Source organism: Enterococcus sp. LJL120 (assembly GCF_054871765.1).
The window spans coordinates 20,046-38,209 of the sequence record NZ_JBTXLV010000003.1 but is presented as its reverse complement, the minus strand read 5'-3'; the positions used below and the strand labels follow the sequence as shown (position 1 = coordinate 38,209).

The 18,164-nt window shown below is 41.4% G+C and carries 17 protein-coding genes; 3 read left to right on the top strand and 14 right to left on the bottom strand.

The genetic code is table 11. The features are described 5' to 3' along the window. Positions 1 to 12 precede the first annotated feature (12 nt). The 5 genes from ACYSNU_RS05545 to ACYSNU_RS05525 form a co-directional block, all read right to left on the bottom strand. Complete coding sequence (locus tag ACYSNU_RS05545) at positions 13 to 1,059, bottom strand: Gfo/Idh/MocA family protein (RefSeq protein ID WP_461736203.1); 1,047 nt, start codon at positions 1,057 to 1,059, stop codon at positions 13 to 15. A 100-nt stretch (positions 1,060 to 1,159) separates the two neighbouring features. Beyond that, the gene (locus ACYSNU_RS05540) at positions 1,160 to 2,128 is read right to left on the bottom strand and encodes a sugar phosphate isomerase/epimerase family protein (protein ID WP_461736202.1); all 969 of its coding nucleotides are present in this window, start codon (positions 2,126 to 2,128) and stop codon (positions 1,160 to 1,162) included. 48 nt (positions 2,129 to 2,176) lie between these two features. Beyond that, positions 2,177 to 2,905, bottom strand: a complete 729-nt coding sequence (locus ACYSNU_RS05535; RefSeq protein WP_461736201.1) for a sugar phosphate isomerase/epimerase family protein — start codon at positions 2,903 to 2,905, stop codon at positions 2,177 to 2,179. Positions 2,906 to 2,917: 12 nt separating this feature from the next. Next, positions 2,918 to 3,997 (bottom strand): Gfo/Idh/MocA family protein, encoded by a 1,080-nt coding sequence (locus ACYSNU_RS05530; RefSeq protein WP_461736200.1) that lies wholly within the window; start codon positions 3,995 to 3,997, stop codon positions 2,918 to 2,920. A 32-nt stretch (positions 3,998 to 4,029) separates the two neighbouring features. Continuing rightward, entirely contained in the window at positions 4,030 to 5,064 is a 1,035-nt protein-coding gene (locus ACYSNU_RS05525; RefSeq protein WP_461736199.1) for a LacI family DNA-binding transcriptional regulator, read from the bottom strand. 335 nt (positions 5,065 to 5,399) lie between these two features. On the opposite strand from ACYSNU_RS05525, the gene ACYSNU_RS05520 reads away from it, so the two are divergent. Further along, positions 5,400 to 6,281, top strand: a complete 882-nt coding sequence (locus tag ACYSNU_RS05520; protein ID WP_461736198.1) for a shikimate dehydrogenase — start codon at positions 5,400 to 5,402, stop codon at positions 6,279 to 6,281. A gap of 121 nt (positions 6,282 to 6,402) precedes the next feature. Next, on the top strand, positions 6,403 to 7,158 hold the full coding sequence (gene aroD / locus ACYSNU_RS05515) for a type I 3-dehydroquinate dehydratase (protein WP_461736546.1): 756 nt from the start codon (positions 6,403 to 6,405) through the stop codon (positions 7,156 to 7,158). Between the two features lie 332 nt (positions 7,159 to 7,490). On the opposite strand, the gene ACYSNU_RS05510 is transcribed toward aroD, so the two are convergent. The 4 genes from ACYSNU_RS05510 to ACYSNU_RS05495 all read right to left on the bottom strand — a co-directional run bounded on the left by ACYSNU_RS05510 (position 7,491) and on the right by ACYSNU_RS05495 (position 10,174). Further along, positions 7,491 to 7,790 (bottom strand): DUF2316 family protein, encoded by a 300-nt coding sequence (locus ACYSNU_RS05510; protein WP_461736197.1) that lies wholly within the window; start codon positions 7,788 to 7,790, stop codon positions 7,491 to 7,493. Positions 7,791 to 7,996: 206 nt separating this feature from the next. Then, positions 7,997 to 8,377: a hypothetical protein gene (locus ACYSNU_RS05505; protein ID WP_461736196.1), complete on the bottom strand. Its 381-nt coding sequence runs from the start codon at positions 8,375 to 8,377 to the stop codon at positions 7,997 to 7,999. A 280-nt stretch (positions 8,378 to 8,657) separates the two neighbouring features. Then, positions 8,658 to 9,317, bottom strand: coding sequence for an amino acid ABC transporter permease (locus ACYSNU_RS05500; RefSeq protein ID WP_461736195.1), 660 nt, complete (start codon positions 9,315 to 9,317; stop codon positions 8,658 to 8,660). Continuing rightward, entirely contained in the window at positions 9,317 to 10,174 is an 858-nt protein-coding gene (locus tag ACYSNU_RS05495) for a transporter substrate-binding domain-containing protein (protein WP_461736194.1), read from the bottom strand. Before ACYSNU_RS05495 ends, ACYSNU_RS05500 begins: the two co-directional genes overlap by 1 nt. A gap of 652 nt (positions 10,175 to 10,826) precedes the next feature. Here ACYSNU_RS05495 and ACYSNU_RS05490 point away from each other — a divergent pair. Beyond that, the gene (locus ACYSNU_RS05490; protein ID WP_461736193.1) at positions 10,827 to 11,318 is read left to right on the top strand and encodes a flavodoxin family protein; all 492 of its coding nucleotides are present in this window, start codon (positions 10,827 to 10,829) and stop codon (positions 11,316 to 11,318) included. A 123-nt stretch (positions 11,319 to 11,441) separates the two neighbouring features. On the opposite strand, the gene cls is transcribed toward ACYSNU_RS05490, so the two are convergent. The 5 genes from cls to ACYSNU_RS05465 all read right to left on the bottom strand — a co-directional run bounded on the left by cls (position 11,442) and on the right by ACYSNU_RS05465 (position 18,163). Then, complete coding sequence (gene cls, locus ACYSNU_RS05485) at positions 11,442 to 12,917, bottom strand: cardiolipin synthase (protein ID WP_461736192.1); 1,476 nt, start codon at positions 12,915 to 12,917, stop codon at positions 11,442 to 11,444. A 124-nt stretch (positions 12,918 to 13,041) separates the two neighbouring features. Further along, positions 13,042 to 14,007: a TMEM175 family protein gene (locus ACYSNU_RS05480; RefSeq protein ID WP_461736191.1), complete on the bottom strand. Its 966-nt coding sequence runs from the start codon at positions 14,005 to 14,007 to the stop codon at positions 13,042 to 13,044. Positions 14,008 to 14,118: 111 nt separating this feature from the next. Next, complete coding sequence (locus ACYSNU_RS05475; RefSeq protein WP_461736190.1) at positions 14,119 to 14,577, bottom strand: S-ribosylhomocysteine lyase; 459 nt, start codon at positions 14,575 to 14,577, stop codon at positions 14,119 to 14,121. 216 nt (positions 14,578 to 14,793) lie between these two features. Beyond that, complete coding sequence (locus tag ACYSNU_RS05470; RefSeq protein ID WP_461736189.1) at positions 14,794 to 16,989, bottom strand: alpha-galactosidase; 2,196 nt, start codon at positions 16,987 to 16,989, stop codon at positions 14,794 to 14,796. A 343-nt stretch (positions 16,990 to 17,332) separates the two neighbouring features. Beyond that, positions 17,333 to 18,163: a carbohydrate ABC transporter permease gene (locus ACYSNU_RS05465; protein WP_461736188.1), complete on the bottom strand. Its 831-nt coding sequence runs from the start codon at positions 18,161 to 18,163 to the stop codon at positions 17,333 to 17,335. Between the last annotated feature and the right edge of the window lies 1 nt (position 18,164).

Below are 18,164 nucleotides of genomic sequence, written 5' to 3'. Positions count from 1 at the left end.
GACATTCTTTTTTTATAAATTTAAACTGGTTGCTTTTTCCTCCGCCAATTCAAAAATCTTTTCAATTAGGAGCATCACTCGGCGAACCTCAGCATTTTTGACAATTGGTTCCGCTTGGCCAGCGACGACTGCAGCAAAATTTTCATAAAAAGTTGGGTATTCTGCTTTAGCCTCAGGGAAACTTAAAACTTCCACCGCATCCTCTGAAGGCGGCGCCATCGTTTTAGTTAGACCAACGCCAGCTTGAATCGGCGCAGGTGCAGCGGCGTAGGCATTCTCAGCACTGGCAATAATTTCTCCAGATAAATCCCAGTCATCAATTTTGGCGGTACCTTTAATGCCCTTCACGTACCAACGGGGCAGTTTAGTATAATTCGTGGTTCCCACTTCAATTAAACTCCGCAGACCATCTTCAAAAGTCAGATAAACGATAAAACCATCATCGACTTCATCCCCTAAAATAAAACTCAAATCAACGGCGATGTCTTTAATCGGACTGTCGACTAGAAAAAGCATTTGGTCAAACAAATGCACGCCCCAGTCTAAGATCATACCGCCACCATGCTGTTTCAAATGGCGCCAGTCGCCGGGAATTCCGTTCGCACCCTGCACCCGAGATTCGATTTGAAATAAATCGCCAATTTGTTTTTGACGATACAAGTCCCGAATAATTAAAAAATCTGGATCCCAACGGCGATTTTGATGGACCATAAACGTATTACCGGTTTCTTCAGCTACTGCTAAAATTTCATCCAGCTCGGCCACATTCATCGCCACCGGTTTTTCACAAATAACCTGCTTGCCTGCTTTCAAACTGGCAATTGCCAATTCCTTATGGCTGTCATTTGGCGTGGCAATCAAGACCGCCTCAACCTTTTGATCTGCTAACAGTGTCTCTAAATTAGTAAACACCTGCAGGCCATTTTTTTCCGCTTCCTTTTGACGGGTTGGATCAATATCATAAATACCGACAACTTGGACGCCGGGATTTTGTTCAGGAATCAAAGTTTTCACATGATAGCTTCCCATGCCTCCGTAGCCGATTACTGCTAAGTTCATAAGCTGCCTCCTAAAAAAATAATTTTGCAACTAACATCGAGGCTGTCTTTTTGAGAATAAAACTTCAAGCGCAGCCCCGAACGATTTTTTTACTTAATACTTATGCCCACCACATATCAGCCGGCATATCTTTAATCATTACACTTCTTAAGTTGGTGATTGCCCGATTTAAACCTTCATCAATCGACATAATTGGATCTTCATGTTCGATACTCAAGACATAATCGTAGCCGTAAATCCGCAACGCTGAAATAATATCTGACCAAACCTTCAAATCATGACCACAACCAACTGAACGGAAAGTCCAAGCCCGCGTTTTAACATTGCTGTAAGGCTGCATATCTGTTAAACCATGCATATTGATATTGTCTTGATCTAAATAGGTATCCTTTGCATGGAAATGATGAATAGCATTGTCAGCACCTAAAATTTTAACCGCCGCAACTGGATCAATTCCTTGCCACCACAAATGACTTGGATCCAAATTACAACCGATGGCCTTGCCAGCTGCATCCCGCAGGCGCAACATTGTATAAGGTGTGTGGGCTAAAAATCCACCGTGTAATTCAATCCCGATTTTCACGCCGGCACTTTCAGCAATGCCGTTGATATTTTTCCAATAAGGAATCAGTTTTTGGTCCCATTGATATTCATAGCTGTCTGTATATTCAGTTGGCCACGGTAAAACGGGCCAGTTCACTTGTGTGTCAGTGGCATTTCCGCCGGCAACTCCAGAGAAGCCGTTGACAACTTCAACGTTCATCAGGCTAGCTAATTTAATGGTTTTTTGTAATAATTCATCAGCTTCTTTAGCAACCGCTGCATTTGGTGAAATTGGATTATGATGGGCACTCAAAGCAGAAATGCTCAAGCCTTTGTCCGCTAATTTTGCCAAATAATCTTTTCTTTCATCACTAGATGCCAATAATTTATCAATATCTAAATGGGCATTGCCGGGAGAACCACCAGTCCCGATTTCGACTGCTTCCAAACCTTTTTTAGAAACCACATCAATCATTTCATCAAAGCTCAAGTTGTTAAATAATGGGGTAAATACGCCTAATTTCATCTAAAATTTCCTCCTAGTTTAATTAAAAAAAATTTTACTTCTAAAAAATTACAAATATGTCTTTAAATTTTGATAGCCTTTAGCAACAGCTACCAGTGGATCAATTCCCTGAAAAGCTTCCTGTTCAACAATCAGCCATGGCAGCTGCTGTTCTTTAGCAAACGCAACATACTCGGCAATTGGTAAATGGCCTTGACCGATAATCGTACTCTCTTGGGGATTGTCCTGCATGTCTTTGATGTGCAGTAAGCCAAGCCTCTTTTTATGGTTATTTAACCACTGAATGACATCTTTTTCGGCATAGGCTAGCCAATACAAATCCACTTCTAATTTCAATTCAGGCACAGCCGCCAGCATTGCCTCTAGCACGTCAAATTCAGGAATTTCGGAAAACTCATGGGCATGATTGTGGTAGTACAGCTGAAAACCAGCCGGCTGAATTTTTGGCACCAATACTTTTATTTGTTGGAAAAACTGTTGCCATTCCTCTTGCGTTTCAAAGGTCGCATAAGGAATTACAATATTCTGATTGCCTAATGTTTTTTCAAAGGCCAAGCTTGCCTCAAGATTTTCAAAAAGCTGCTGATAGGGAATGTGGGAAGCAGCGGCTGTCAAATTCAACTCGTCTAAAGCCTGCTTGATTTCCGCTGCCGCAACATCAAAATAGCCGGCAAATTCAACACCTTGATAGCCCATCTCACTGACTTTATTTAAAGTTCCCAGAAAATCATTTTTGATACTATCTTGAACGCTCCATAGCTGCAACGCACTTTTCATAGCTCGTTGCCCCTAGTTTTTCAAAAAGACGGGCTCGCCTTTTGCGGAAGATTGATAAATAGCCTCCAGAATTTCTGTTACTACTAGCGCTTCTTCTGGTTTCACAACAGGTTCGGTATCATTTAAAATGGCTGCCACCCAAGATTCTGCTTCTTTTAAGGCAGGATCATCTCCAGCACCATCGTAAAAATCAACGCCGCCTGTTTCCAATTCAATTTTCTTTTCAAATAAAAGACCGTGATCTTCACCATTAATACTCAGGCCATCATTCATATCAGCGCCGCCTTTAGTCCCGGCTAAAGTTGTTTTAGCTTCTTTGACATCTAGGCTGTTTAAAGCCCAGCTGGATTCTAAGAAGATTGTCGCGCCATTTTCCATCGTGATAAACCCAAATGCTGAATCTTCTACCGTGAATTTTTCTGGGTCCCAAGGTCCCCAAGCATTGGCGGCATTTTTAGTTTGTGATAATTGATGGTAGGCTTTACCGACCACAAATTTTGGTTTGTAATTGTTCATCATCCACAAAGTTAAATCTAAAGCGTGGGTGCCGATATCAATTAATGGTCCGCCCCCTTGTGCTTCTTCATCTAGGAAAACGCCCCAAGTTGGGACTGCCCGCCGGCGAATCGCATGGGCTTTGCCGAAATAAATATCGCCTAATTCACCATCTGAACATACTTCGTGTAAGTATTGAGAATCTGTCCGGAAACGATTTTGATAGCCAATCGTTAATTTTTTGCCGGTTCGTTTGGCAGCCGCAATCATTTCTTTGGCTTCGGCACTGGTTTTGGCCATCGGTTTTTCACACATTACATGATTGTCAGCTTCTAGTGCTGCAATCGTTAATGGCGCATGACTGCTGTTTGGTGTGCAGACATGGACAACATCTAATTTCGCTTCTGCTAACATTTTTTTGTAATCGGTGTAGACTTCAGCCGTTTCAGTTCCAAAATCAGCCTTCGCTTTAACTGCCCGCTCTTCAATAATGTCGCAAAAAGCTACCATTTCTACTTCTGCAACCTGTGCCAATGAGGGCATGTGTTTGCCATTGGCGATTCCACCGCAACCGATAATTCCAATTCTTAAAGTCATTTCATTTCCTCCTGCTGATAATACATTCATTTTTATTTTTTTGGTTTGCCGACAGTCTCACGAATCACTAATTCTCCTGGCAGAGAAACCAATTGCTTCCTTTTTTCTTGGGGCTTTTGCATTTCCTTAATAAGCATTTCCATCGCTTGTTCGCCTTTATTGATTTGATTTAAACGAATCGTCGTCAACGGCGGGTCGCTATATGCTGCAAAACGAATATCATCAAAACCGATAATCGACAAATCCTCCGGCACCTTTTTGCCATGCACCCGTAAAAAGTGGATGAACTGCAACGCTAGATCATCGCCGTCAACAACGACACCGGTAAAATTGTCAATTTGCGCCAATAGCTTGGACATTTGTTCCTCGTAAAAAAAGTTTTCTTTTCTTAAAGGCAGCTGCTCTTGTTCCATCGTTGCTTTAAACCCGTGATAGCGTTCTTTGATAACCCCTGGCTGCTCTTCGTCAAAGTGATGACTCAAAAAAGCAATCTGGCGATGGCCTTGGCTGATTAAATAGCGGGTGGCTTTTTTACCCATTTCAAAATCATCTGTATTGATTACAAAGCAATCAGGATAATCTTTTAAGCTTTGATACACCTTTGGCTCCAAATGGGTATCGACAAAAATCGTCGGCTCCTTTAATTTCCCCCGCACTTTTTCAAACATTTCCTGAGAAAAACTAACGGCGATAAAGCCTTCAAACAGCCAATTATTTTTAATCGTCAAAATCTCATCAACATTGGTGACATTATGAATCAAGGTAAAGTAGCCTAGCTCTTTGACCTTCCGCTCGACCCCTTCTAACACCTCTGAGGCAAAGGGGGTGGAAAAATCAACCGGACCCGCCGCCTCGTGACTAAAATACAACAGACCAATTAGTCTTGAAGAGGAGTTGACTAACGAGCGGGCGTTCATATTGGGAACATAATCATATTTTTTAATAATCGCTTGAATGATTTCTCTCTTTTCAGCAGAAACCCGATGAGCCTTATTATTCACCACATTGGAAACTGTTGTGACACTGACTCCGGCTTCTTGAGCGATTTGTTTGATTGTGACCTTCATCCATCTTCTCCTCTAAAAATTTTTCTTAATCAGCTAGCCTCCTAAGATTTTTATTTTAGTTTAACGTTAAACTCATTCCTACAAAAAGAAGTTTAACGTTAAACTAAAAAATTGTCAACGATTTCAAAAAAATAATTTCAAATTTTTTTTGAAGTTGAAAAGAAAGCAATCCATAGCTGTGATAAATCAGTTTTATCAAAAAAACGAATTGGAATTTCTGCTGGCATTCCTTTATGATGAAAGAAGCTTAAACATGTGAAAAAATAAACTTTCCGAAACACTTTTAATTTAATGTTACTTTGAAAAAATTTATAGGATTTGTGAGGTCAGCTACAATGACAGAAAGATTATCCGGACACACCCTACTAATCAGTTTAATTGCGACACCTATTCGCCACAGCCTTTCACCAAAAATGCACAATGAAGCCTTCGCCAAGCTTGGCTTAGATTATGCTTACTTAGCCTTTGAAGTCGGCAATCAAGAATTAGCCGATGCAGTGAAAGGGATTCGGGCGCTAGGCATTCGTGGCTCAAATGTTTCCATGCCTAATAAACAAGCCATCCTTCCCTTGTTAGATGAATTATCTCCAGCGGCGCAATTAGTCGGCGCAGTCAACACTGTGGTTAATCAAGACGGCAAAGGCCATTTAGTCGGCCATATCACCGATGGCACTGGCGCAATGCGTGCTCTCAAAGAAGAAGGCGTCAGCGTCAAAGATCAAATCATCACGATGACTGGCGGTGGCGGAGCTGGTACGGCGATTGCAATTCAAGCCGCCTTAGATGGTGTTAAAGAGCTGCGGATTTTTAATATCAAAGATCCATCCTACGCTAATGCTCAGGAAACGGTCGATAAAATTAATCAGCATACAGATTGTTTGGCCACCTTAACGGACCTCGCTGACCAGGAAGCCTTCAAAAAATCAATTGCCGAAAGCAGTATCTATATTGATGGAACCGGCGTCGGCATGAAGCCTTTAGAAAATCTTAGCTTGATTAACGACCCGGAAATGATTCGCCCAGATTTAGTGGTCTTTGATGTCGTCTACTCCCCAAGAGAAACAAAATTACTAAAATTTGCCAAAGAGCATGGTGCTAAAAAAGCGATTAATGGCTTGGGCATGATGCTCTATCAAGGAGCGGAGGCCTTCAAATTATTCACCGGCGAAGAAATGCCGGTGGACTATATCAAAGCTATTCTGTTTGACGAAGAATAGCAAAAATAATTATCGGAACTGATTTGCCTCTCTTGAAAAGAATCTTTACAATGGTACTAGCTACTCTTCAAAGTTGAGGCGCTCCTGCCGCAAGTGAAATGAAGGAAAAGGATTGATTGATGTGAAAACCGTTAAAGTAGGAAAGATTGAAATTGGCTCAGGCCTGCCGAAAATTATTGTCCCGCTGGTGGGGCAAACCCGCGATAAAATTATCGAAGAAGCCCAACTCGTTGCCCAATTAGATTGTGATTTAGTAGAATGGCGGCTAGATTTTTATCAAGACGTTTGCAATTTTCCTCAGACTCTTGCCCTAGTCAAGGAAATCAAAAACATTATCGCTAAACCACTACTGGCAACGTTTCGCACCCAAGCAGAGGGTGGTGAGATGGCTCTGCCAACGGAGGATTATTTCGCTCTTTATCGTGCATTGATTCATGATGCGCAGATTGATTTGTTGGATGTGGAATTGTTTTTACCAGCGGAACCCGTGGCAGAAATTGTCGCAGCCGCCCAAGCAAACGGTATTAAAATCGTGATGTGCAATCATGATTTTCACGCCACACCGGCCAAGGATGAAATTATTAGCCGCTTGCGGAAAATGCAGGATAAACACGCCGATATTTGTAAAATCGCCGTCATGCCGCAAAATGCCGCTGACGTGTTGGTCTTACTCAGCGCCACCGAGGAAATGAAACGAAAATTTTCTGATCGACCGCTAATTACGATGTCGATGGGCGCTTTAGGCATGGTCAGCCGAGTCTCCGGTCAAGTCTTTGGTTCAGATGCGACATTCGGCGCTGCCAAAACCGCCTCAGCCCCCGGACAAGTGCCAGTTGCTGAATTAAGAAGTATTTTAAAAACTTTACGAGTGGAATAACATTAATTTATAGGGAGATTTACTCCTTAGAGGTGCTATTTCTCCCGTGTTTTAGGAAGTCTTTTGCGCAAACTATAAATTGACACACTTACTACCTACTTGCAATGCATATTTTTGAATGCTTAGTTCTAACTAAACTAATATTCATTTAAATGTTTGATTCTAAGCAAATTGATACTCGTTTAAATGTTTAATACTAATTAAACACCTATCCCAGCTTGTTTTTTGCAAAAAAAATAACCAGACGGCTGACCTTCTGAGCACTCTTCAGCGACTTTATTCGCTGTGTGAAGTTGCTCTTTAGGCCAGTTGTCTGGCTTTATTTTTATAGTTCAGCTAATCTGTTTGGCTAAAACCTTTTGACTATCGATAAACCAATAGTCCTCTGGATTCCCCTTTAATGCGGTGAAGGGAACGGGGGTTTTTCCCTGTGCCCGAACTTTTTCCAGTAAGTAATTCCGCAAAATCCAGACATCTTCGATTGCTTTTGGCTTTAACATCAAGAGACTTTGTAAAGTTGTGACAGAAATTTGCAAATCTGCTGCAATTTCACTTTCGCTTAAGCCAGTGAGTTTGATATTTTCAACAAATTCTTTTTTAGTCCGGCGACGTTCTAATGGATTTAGTGACATAAGATAACCTTCTTTTCTAAACAAACCTAAGTTTACTCTACTCCCCACCAGCTTTTTTAGCAAATTAATTTGCCGGATTTAGAGGATTTATTAGATTTTTTGTCTAGAAGCTTATTTAGAAAAACTAAAAATACAATCCTTGATCATTTCTAACTGTTTCCTCAAACTGATGTCCTCTGACAATTTTTCTTTAGAGAAGCAACACTTTAATTCTGATGAGCGCTGAAGGGTAGTTTGCACTTTAATGTAAGCAATAGGTACAAGGCACTGCTGAATTGAATTGCCCCGACAAAGAAAAAAATTACATGCAGCGGTGTAACGCTCCAGAGCATCAGACATTGGATGATAATCCATAGCATTAAAATGCCCCCCATTAAGACCGCTAAAAAGACTGCGCTGGCCTGCTTTTTTAAAAACAGCAGGCCGTTCACCAAATTGCCGCCGCTTAAAACTAGCAAAAGAAACAAGCCCGGAATTAAAAAAGTTTGAAAGGGCGAATTTTTAAGGGCCTCTGCCGTCAGTCCCATACTCTCTGCCGCTCCGGGAATCAAAGCGGCCAGACTACCAAAAAAAGCGCCAATTGCCATGAAAAAATTGATACCTACATTAACACGTCTAAAAAGTTTTATCTGCTTGATGGTACTCTCCCCGATTCTACTAGTCGTTTCCTTTGATTATAAAGAAAGCCTCAGCTGATGGAAAGGTTTTCCAAGGAAAGCAAGCTGTTAGTTGACGCAAATTTTAACTAATAATCTGAGGAGCATGGGTTTCACATTTTTGCGGTGACCGCTATTTTTTTCGCAGACAGTAAGCTTCTACTTCTTAGCTAAGAAAAAGCCCTCGCCAAAAAAGCGAGGGCTAAACAAGCTATCCATATCTTTTGCTGTAGAAAAGTTCTAAGCGTTTTTGGAAGAACTCAATAATTAAACACAGCATCCAATAAATTAAAGCGACTAAAATATACATCGACATATAATCAAAGGTGCGGCCGCCGACAATCTTAGCCTTTTGAAAAATATCCGGTATCGTAATCATCGCCGCCAGTGAAGTCCCTTTAATAATATCGATAGCAACATTACTCAAAGCCGGCACGGAAATCCGCACTGCCTGAGGCAAAATAATCAGACGCATCACCTTGCTAAAAGGCATGCCCAGCGCATAGGCAGCATCCCATTGACCAGAATCAATTCCGACAATCGACCCTCGATATATTTCACCGATAAAGGCGCTGCTGGTTAAAGTGAAACAAATAATCGCTGCCGTTAAAGCATTTAGCCGGTACGGCAGGCCGAAATACAAAATAAACAACAGCACTAAAGCCGGCACGCCCCGCAAAAAAGAGATATACACTCTGACGATGGCATTGATGACTTTATTTTTCACCAGACCTAAGACTGTCAACAAAATTCCCAAAATATTCCCCAGCAGAAATGAAGCAGCTGCTAAGCCGATTGTATAGGACAAACCGCTTAAAATAAAAGGCAACGACTCCCACATCAAAGCAAAATCAAGCTTGGGAATATACATTAGTCCACCGACACCGTTTCCGTGATTTCCACGTCAGGCTTAACTGATACATCGGCATTAAAGTATTTTTCAGAAATTTCTTTTAAAGTCCCGTCTTCTTTCATCTCGGTCAAAGCGGAATTAATTTGCTCCTGCAAAGCTCGGTCTTCTTTATCCATTAAAAAGCCAGATTCGCTTTCGTTAAAATAGACATCTTCTAAAATTTTGACAGGAATATCCGGCAGTGCTGCCACTGACATTTTTTGCAAGTAGTAATCATTTAAAATAACGTCGGTCCGGCCATTGGCTACATCGGTGAGGTATTGGTCATTAGTCGCATTATCGTAGGTGACTAATTCTGCACCATAAGCTTCGGCAATTCGCATATAGCTGGTATTTGGTTCCCCAGCGGCTTTTTTCCCTTGCAAATCTTCCAAAGAAGCAATCCCAGAATCATCACTTTGTCTGACAATCATGCTGTCAAAAGAGTATTTATAAGGCTCAGATAAACTGAAATATTTTTTTCGATCCTCAGTGCTCAAGCCAAAATCATTAGCAGCGAAATTACTTTCGCCATTTTGCACAGAGGTCACTTGTCCATCGACGTTGTATTCTTTAAATTCAATATCCAAATCCAAACGATTGGCAACTTCTTGGGCAATCTCAACATCATAACCAACTAATTCGTTATCATCATTGTAATAAGAAGAAGGGTAAAGTGTTCCTGATGTTGCCACTACAATTTTCCCAGCAGATTCCACGTCGCTCCAACTAGTATCGGCTTGGGTACTCGAAGTTGTTGATGAAGAATCATTGCCGCAGGACACCAAAAATAAAGTTGCTGCCGCAATTGTCAAACCTGTTAGCCATTTTTTCAAAATCATATCCCCCTGATGGTTTTTTAACTTCTTTTATAACACATTCTCAGTCTGTTACATAACAAATTAATCGTCAAATAGAAGTCTCATACATAATAGCAGAGACCCTGATTCCCGACAAGAAATTAGCGTTTTCTAAAATGCAAAATAAGCACAGTTTTATAACCTGTGCTATTTTATAAATCGTCTTCAAAATTTTAATTTTATTGGCAAGTATTTGCGGATGAACCCAGCTTAAAACGATTATTCTCTATTCAAGTGGCTTAGCCTTCTCAGCAGGAACTAACAACATTCAAAAATTGCCGCCAAAAAATAAAAAGGTAAATAGAAAATAAAACAGTAGGCCTCCGCCGAAGATTAGCAAAAAATAGACAGTCTTCTTAGTTGTCTTCGTAACAGTAGTTTCCTTTTTGATTTTTCCAGCCAGAAAAATCAATCCCACAACATATAAGGCAAGCAGAAAAATTCGCCAAAGCATTTCAAATCCCCACCTTCAATAAAATTTGCTAATTAAAGTATAGCATGTTTTAACCTAATAACTTGCTTGATAGCGAAGGGCATCAACCTGCTGCTTTGAACTTTTCAGCCTTATCACCTTGTTATCTTGTGAAAAAAATCCTATAGTTAAAGAAACGAACAAAAGGAGCAGCGGATGAAACTTGCGATTATTTATTACACCCACGGAGGACATACCAAAAAAATGGCAGAATGCATCGCTCAAGGAATGAGCGCTTCGCCTGTTGAGGTGCGTTTATTTTCTTTAGATGAAGAGCTGGATGTCGCTTATTTAAATGACTGCGCTGGAATTATCTTTGGCACGCCGACCTATCTCGCAACGGCCCATTGGCGAGTATTAGAATGGCTGACCACCAATCATTCAGTAAAACTCGGCGGAAAATTAGGCGGCTGTTTTGCCACCGCCCATTACGCTCAAGGTGGTAGTGATTCTGCTATTATGGCGTTGACGGGCATATTATTGACGAAGGGCATGCTCGTTTATTCCGGCGGCTCAGCCCTAGGCAAGCCCTTTATCCATCACGGCCCTGTCGCCTTGGATGCAGTCGGCAATCACTTTGAAGAAGCTCAGGAGATGTTTACGATTTTTGGCGAGCGCTTTGTCCAAAAAGCGCTGGAACTTTTTTAAAGGGCAGAAATTTATTTTAGTTTGAGCTCTCTACAATTGCACAGCAAAAAACCATCAGCTTTCTGTTAAATAAGAGCTGACGGTTTTTTGTGTTGTATTCGATTTAAAAGCTTAACTTAAATGCTACAAAATCGGTGACAGCAAGCGGGAAAAACTTTGCTTGAAGCGCAGCCACAGCGATTGCTTTTTAATAATTTCATCGGTTAGCAGAATACAGTTCTTCATATCTTCTGTAAAAACTTTCCCAAGTTGAGATGCGAAATCCGGATCATAGATAAAAACATTGTCTTCAAAATTTAGTGAATAGCTGCGGGTATCTTGATTGGTGGAGCCGATGGTACAAATTTCATCATCCACCACCATCGTTTTGGCATGCATAAAGCCGCCCCGCTTATCCAAACCATCATATTGATAGATTTTAATTCCCAACCGATGCATGTAGTTTGCATGGTATTGAGTGGCCCGATAAATAAAAGGGTGATCCGGTTTATTAGGAATCATCACCTTTACATCAATACCAGAATGGGCCGCCACTAAAAGCGCCGTCACCATACTATCATCAGGAATAAAATAAGGAGTTTGAATCCAGACCGATTTTTTTGCCGCTAAAATCATGCGGATAAAGCCTCCCTTGATAATATCAAAGCTGGAATCGGGACCATCAGCGACCACTTGGACAGCTGAGGTACCGGGGCAATCCTGGTCGATTTCTGGAAAATAAATTCCGCTGTATGGCAGCTTGCGACTTTTATCTGAAATTGAAGCATTCCAGTCCATGATAAAAATTTCCTGTAAAGAGCGCACGCCAGAACCCTTCATTCGCAGATGAGTGTCCCGCCAGTAACCGAATTTTTCAGTCATCTCTAGATACTGGTCACCGACATTAAAGCCGCCGGTCCAACCGATTTCTCCATCAATAATCACAACTTTTCTGTGCAAGTGATAATTCAAACGGGTTTTTAACACTAAATTCTTAGAAGTGATAAAAGCCGCCACTTCTCCACCCGCCGCTTTAAAAGAATCAAACCACTTGGGCTTTGAATTAGCGCCCCACGGATCGTAAATAACGCGGACTTCAAGACCTTCTTTGGCTTTTTCAGTTAAAGCCTTCAACAATTTATTGCCGATGCGGTCATCAAAAAAAGCATAGTATTCAACATGAACGGTATCCTTGGCTTGACGGATATCCTCCAGCAGCGCCGCAAACTTTTCTTGTCCATCTGTAAAAAGTTTTAATTCATTCCGCTTTGCTAAAGGCGCCCCATCCATATTGCTGAAATAATGAATCAGCGATTGCAGATTTAAGTTATCCGCTTCGATATTTTCATTATTCACCAGATGATTGTCTTGAGAAATACTGCGGCGAATATCCTTAAGCTCATTTTTTTCAACATCAGTTTTCCCAAATAATTCTTTGCGGTTAGTCAAACCGCGGCCGACAAAGGCATATAAAATAAAGCCCAACACCGGAATTAACACTAAGGTTAGCAGCCAGGCCAAGACACTGGCGATACTGCGGGGCTTTCGAAAAACGGTAATAATCGCCGACACCGTATTGATGAAGATTAATACCAAAAGCACAATTTCAAATATTCTCATTTCGTTCCTCCTAGATACTCCCTAATCATACCAAATAACCCGATTACTTTGAAGAAATTCCGTCAGCTCAGCTAAAAAGCTGTCTATTAAAATCTTCTAATTAAAACTATCTAAACTATAAAATTTATTTTTTTGGCTTGCGGTGTCTTTCCTGCTGCTGTTGTTTGTGCTGCTGCCGCTGAAAGCCCCGCTCTTGATTTTGCTGCATCATGGTCACCCGTTTGCGAAATTTTTCCTGTTCGCTGGTCAGCTTTTGCAACTCATGTTCTAAATGATTTCTTTCAGAGGCGTTGCTATTTGCCAAACGCTCTTTTGTCTGTTGAATCTGGCCGGCTAATTGGGCCTCCCACTGCTGATTAAATTGACTCCACCACTGAGCGTCCGGTCGCTCGCCATTTTGCTGATACTCCTGCAACGAATTACGCAGCAGGTGGGAATATTTTTTCATCGGATTGCCCCAGACTTGGCCTCGCTCCTGCAAATAATATTCCTTTTGCTCGCCATCCATCTGCTTGACCAAACTGTCTTCTTCTCGATCGACAATATTTTGCAAAAAGGAAACAATCGGCAGAATCAAATAAATCACTAGACCAATCTGCACGAAAAAGTGCCCAATAATCAATAAGGTTAAACGCAGACCGACATCGATTCGGTTACGCCCCTTTAAGACTTCAATTTGATAGGCCTCCACTTTTTTCTCGGCGATAGCTTGCTTTGTCAGACTCATAATCAAAAATTGCGTCAACAACAAAACAATCAGTGTCAACACGCCATAAATCAGCATCACCTGAGAATTCGTGTCTTCAATTAAAAGTCCCGTCGACATCGGCACCAATGATAAGAAAAAAAGTGAAAGAAGATAAATAACTAAGTCGCGATTGGTGACTCGTTCAACTTTATTAAAGCTTTGGGCCGTCTCAAACCAAAGATTAGCCACAAAACAAAAACTGATAAAATAAATTCCTACTCCGCGAAACAATTCAGGAAAATTAATCACGCCGCTATGGAGGTCCACCGGCAATTCCAAAACCATAATCGTTAAAATAATTGCAATAACTGCATCACTAAATAAAACTACCCGTTCTTTCATTCGCTAAGCTCCTTTGTTAGTCTCACCATTTTACTCTATAGAAGGCTTTTTGGGCAAAAATAAAAAGCCGCTGTGCTAAAAAAGCACGGCGACTTCTCTATTTTTAGGAAATTAAGCAAATACTTGGCCCCATTCAGACCGTTTCGCTAAAAATTCTTCTGCAAGGGCTTGGGCGCCCGTCAATGTATGACTAGCTGCCCAGCCGCATTGAATTTCATTGCTGGCAGGTACTTCGGTGGCAGTTAAGACATCTTTCATCGTCAGCTCTAAAACATCCATGATTTCTGCTAGATCCTCATGATTTAAGACAGTCAAATAAAATCCAGTTTGACAGCCCATCGGCGACCAATCCACGATATAATCTGCGTGATTGCGAATTAATTCCGCCGTTAAATGTTCCAAAGAATGCAGCGCCGCCATCTCCATATGCTCTTGGTTAGGCTGTTTCAAACGCACATCATATTTGACAATGACATCACCATTGCCGCCCGTCTTGCGGTCAGCCACCCGCACATAAGGGGCCTTGACCTTCGTATGATCTAAATTAAAACTTTCCACGTTCATTTTCATGATTGATTCCTCCGTAAAAGGTGCAACACAAGCTGACTTTTCTGTCAGCCTTGCAAAGATTTTAAAAACTGTCCATATTTTACCATGTTTGAAGGCTGTTGTGTTATTGGGATTTTCCGGTGGCTAAATGCTGCTTGCAGCCCCCAAAAAAAGCTTGGCAAATCCTTCTCAAACTTCGAAGAATCCACCAAGCTCTTATTTACTTTTTTACATTTTTTATTGCGCCTGCAAATGCAAAATACTCGATTGGAAATCCCCGTTAAAGTTCAGGCCCATATACAGTCCTAAATTCATCAGCTGATCTCCCTTTGCTTCTAAATCAAGGCCATCGCCAGCTACATGATAGGTATACTCGGCGTCCAAGCCGCCTAATTGCAGCACTTCAAAAGGCGCAACTGCTTCGGCTAATGTTTGATAGTAAAAGACGAGGGCTTCTTTGCGGTCTGGGGCAATAAACATCCACGCCGTTTGATTTTTTTCAAAGGGACTGCGTAAACGGATAAATTCTCCGTATTGAATCAATTGCCGATGCTTTTTATAAAAAGCTACCTGCTCTTTAAATTCGGCTTTTTCCTCTGGCGATAATGTCGTCAAATCTAATTCATAACCAAAGACTCCAGACATCGCCACCGCTCCCCGAGTTTGTAAACTCGTAATCCGACCGGTTTGATGATTCGGCACCGCTGCGACATGGGCCCCCATACTGGAGATTGGATAGACCAAGCTGGTGCCGTATTGAATTTTCAAGCGGGAAATTGCATCGGTATTGTCGCTAGTCCAAACCTGCGGCATATAATAAAGCATCCCCGGATCAAAACGGCCGCCGCCACCTGAGCAGCTTTCAAATAAAATATCAGGATAGGCCTGGGTCAGTTTTTCTAACAAATCATAAAGCCCTAACATATAACGATGGGCAACTGTTCCTTGTTCCTCTGCTGTCAATAAACTCGAGTAAACCTCTGTCATATTCCGATTCATATCCCATTTAATATAATCGATGGGCACCTCATCTAAAATATTTTTCATCTGCTGGAAAATATTTTCCCGCACGTCGGCTCTGGAAAAATCTAAGACAAACTGGCCCCGTCCCGGTGACATTGGCCGACCGGGTACATGAAAGGCCCAATCGGGATGGGATTTAAACAGTTCGCTATCTTCAGAAATCATTTCCGGTTCAAACCACAGCCCAAATTGCATTCCGTTTTGTTTAATTGCTTCAGCTAATGCCTTTAAGCCATGCTTTAATTTACGGCGGTCCTCCACCCAATCCCCTAATGAGGAATTATCGCTGTCCCGATGGCCAAACCAGCCATCATCTAAGACAAATAATTCAACGCCTAAATCCTTGGCTTCATCGGCAATTGCCATAATTTTTTGATCGTCAAAATCAAAGAAGGTCGCTTCCCAGTTATTAGCCAGAATCGGCCGCTCTTGATTGCGGAATTTGCCCCGCACTAGACGATTGCGATATAGCTCATGATAAGCCTGAGACATTTGATTCAAGCCTTGACTCGAATAAGCCATCACCACTTCTGGAGTCACAAAGCTTTCACCGGCAGCTAGTGGCCAGTCAAAGCCAAAGGAATTAATGCCCATTACAACCCGCGTTTGATCGTAAGCGTCCTTTTGAATAATCGCTTCATGATTACCGCTATAAACCAACGAAAAACCATAAACATCGCCAACTGTTTCAGTTGCATGAGGACTTAACAAAGCCACAAAAGGATTTTCAAAATGGGAACTGGAACCCCGTTTACTATCAATTTTTTTGATGCCGTGGTGGACTACTTCCCGTTCAATTGTGCGCTCTCTAGACCAACTGCCGCAAAGATGTAGCAACTCCAAATCTCTTTTCGGAAAATCGAGACTGCTACTGGCCAATTTTTGAATGTGGACCGTCTGTTCTCCGACATTGCGTAATTCGCTCCACCGGGAAACAAGCGGCTGATCGGCAAAAATTGTATAATACAAATCCAAATACAAGCCACCGACTTCATCCTTTAACGTCACCTTTAAAGTGTCCGCTTCAGCATCGGCTTCGACATAAGTCGCCGGTAAATCTTTTAACTTAGGCTTACCGGAGATAATTTCATATGAATCATAACGAAAATCACTAATCGTCGAGCCATCTGGATGGCGAATCATCTGAGCTGGCTCACGAAAATCACCATTGCCGTTACCGGGAAATTCCTGCAGGACAGTATCTAAAGAAAAAACCCGTTCAGTTGAATTTGGCAAATTAGCCGCAAACGACCGATCCACTCGCGGAAAGCGAAAGCCCTCTTGATATTCCGCAATTTTTTTGCCGAAATACAGATGACTCAAGATACCCCCCTCTTCAATATAAAAAAGGTAGCTGATGGTCTGGTTGGAAAGATGGAAGACCCCATTTTCCACGCGAATACTTTTCATAAATTCTCCTCCTAGATGGTACCAATATGTAATTTTTTTGAAAAAAAAGGCGAAGATACTCAGCCGATCCCCGCAATTTTTTCTATCCGTGAATTCCTCAGCTGAAATTACCCGTAACGCTTGAAATGTGAGACAGCTTCTGCTGAGGATCAACTTCGTTTTTAAACTATTGTCATCAGTAAATCCTGATTGCTATTAATTGCAACTTTTTAAAGTTCAATTACCCCAACAAGCTCCCCTTCATTGTAACGAATCTTGCGATTGATGAAAAGACTGCCGAGGCGATTTTATCAAGAAACTCATCAGCTATTTAAGCTAACAGCGGAAGTTTACTGCTACTGCTTTATTTGACAGAGCCGTTGGTCATACCGGAAATAATATTCTTTTGGAAGACCAGATACACAATTAAAATAACGACAATCCCCACCACGTAAGAGGCAAAAGATGGCCCAAAATCGTTCAAGTATTGACTGGAGTAATTGTATTGGAATAATGGCAAGGACCAGTTGGAGGCATCCTTGTTTAAAATAATCAAAGGGAGCAAAAAGTCATTCCAAATCCACAGCGCATTGACAATTAGAACCGTCGCATGCATAGGTTTCATCAAGGGAAAGATGATTTGGAAATACATCCGCAGCTTGCCGGCACCATCAATTTCCGCCGCTTCATCAATATCCACCGGTACGGTATTTTTAATGTAGCCCACATATAAAAACAACGTTTGCGGTACCGAGTAGGCGAGATACAAAATAATTAAGCCGGTGATGCTAGATAAATTCAACTTGGTCATCAAGCTGGCAATCGGAATCATGATAATTTGAAATGGCACGAAAATCCCCAAAATCAATAAGGTATACAAAATCGCAAAAGCTTTGCGCTTTGAAATATTTCGGGCAATTGAGTAAGCTGCCATTGGTACAAAGAGCAAAATCAAGAGAATCGACACGACGGTAATCGTCACAGAATTAAAGAAATATTGACTGATGCCGTCATCTAATAAACGGGTAAAGTTATCCCAAGTCAAAGGACTCGGCAATCCCAGAAAATCGGTTTGAATTTGCTTTGTTTCTTTTACGGAGCTGGTAATTGTCAAAATCAAAGGAATTAAGATTAGAACTGCTCCAACGAATAAGAATAAATAATTAAAAATTGCACTTTTCTTCTTTGTTTTCATT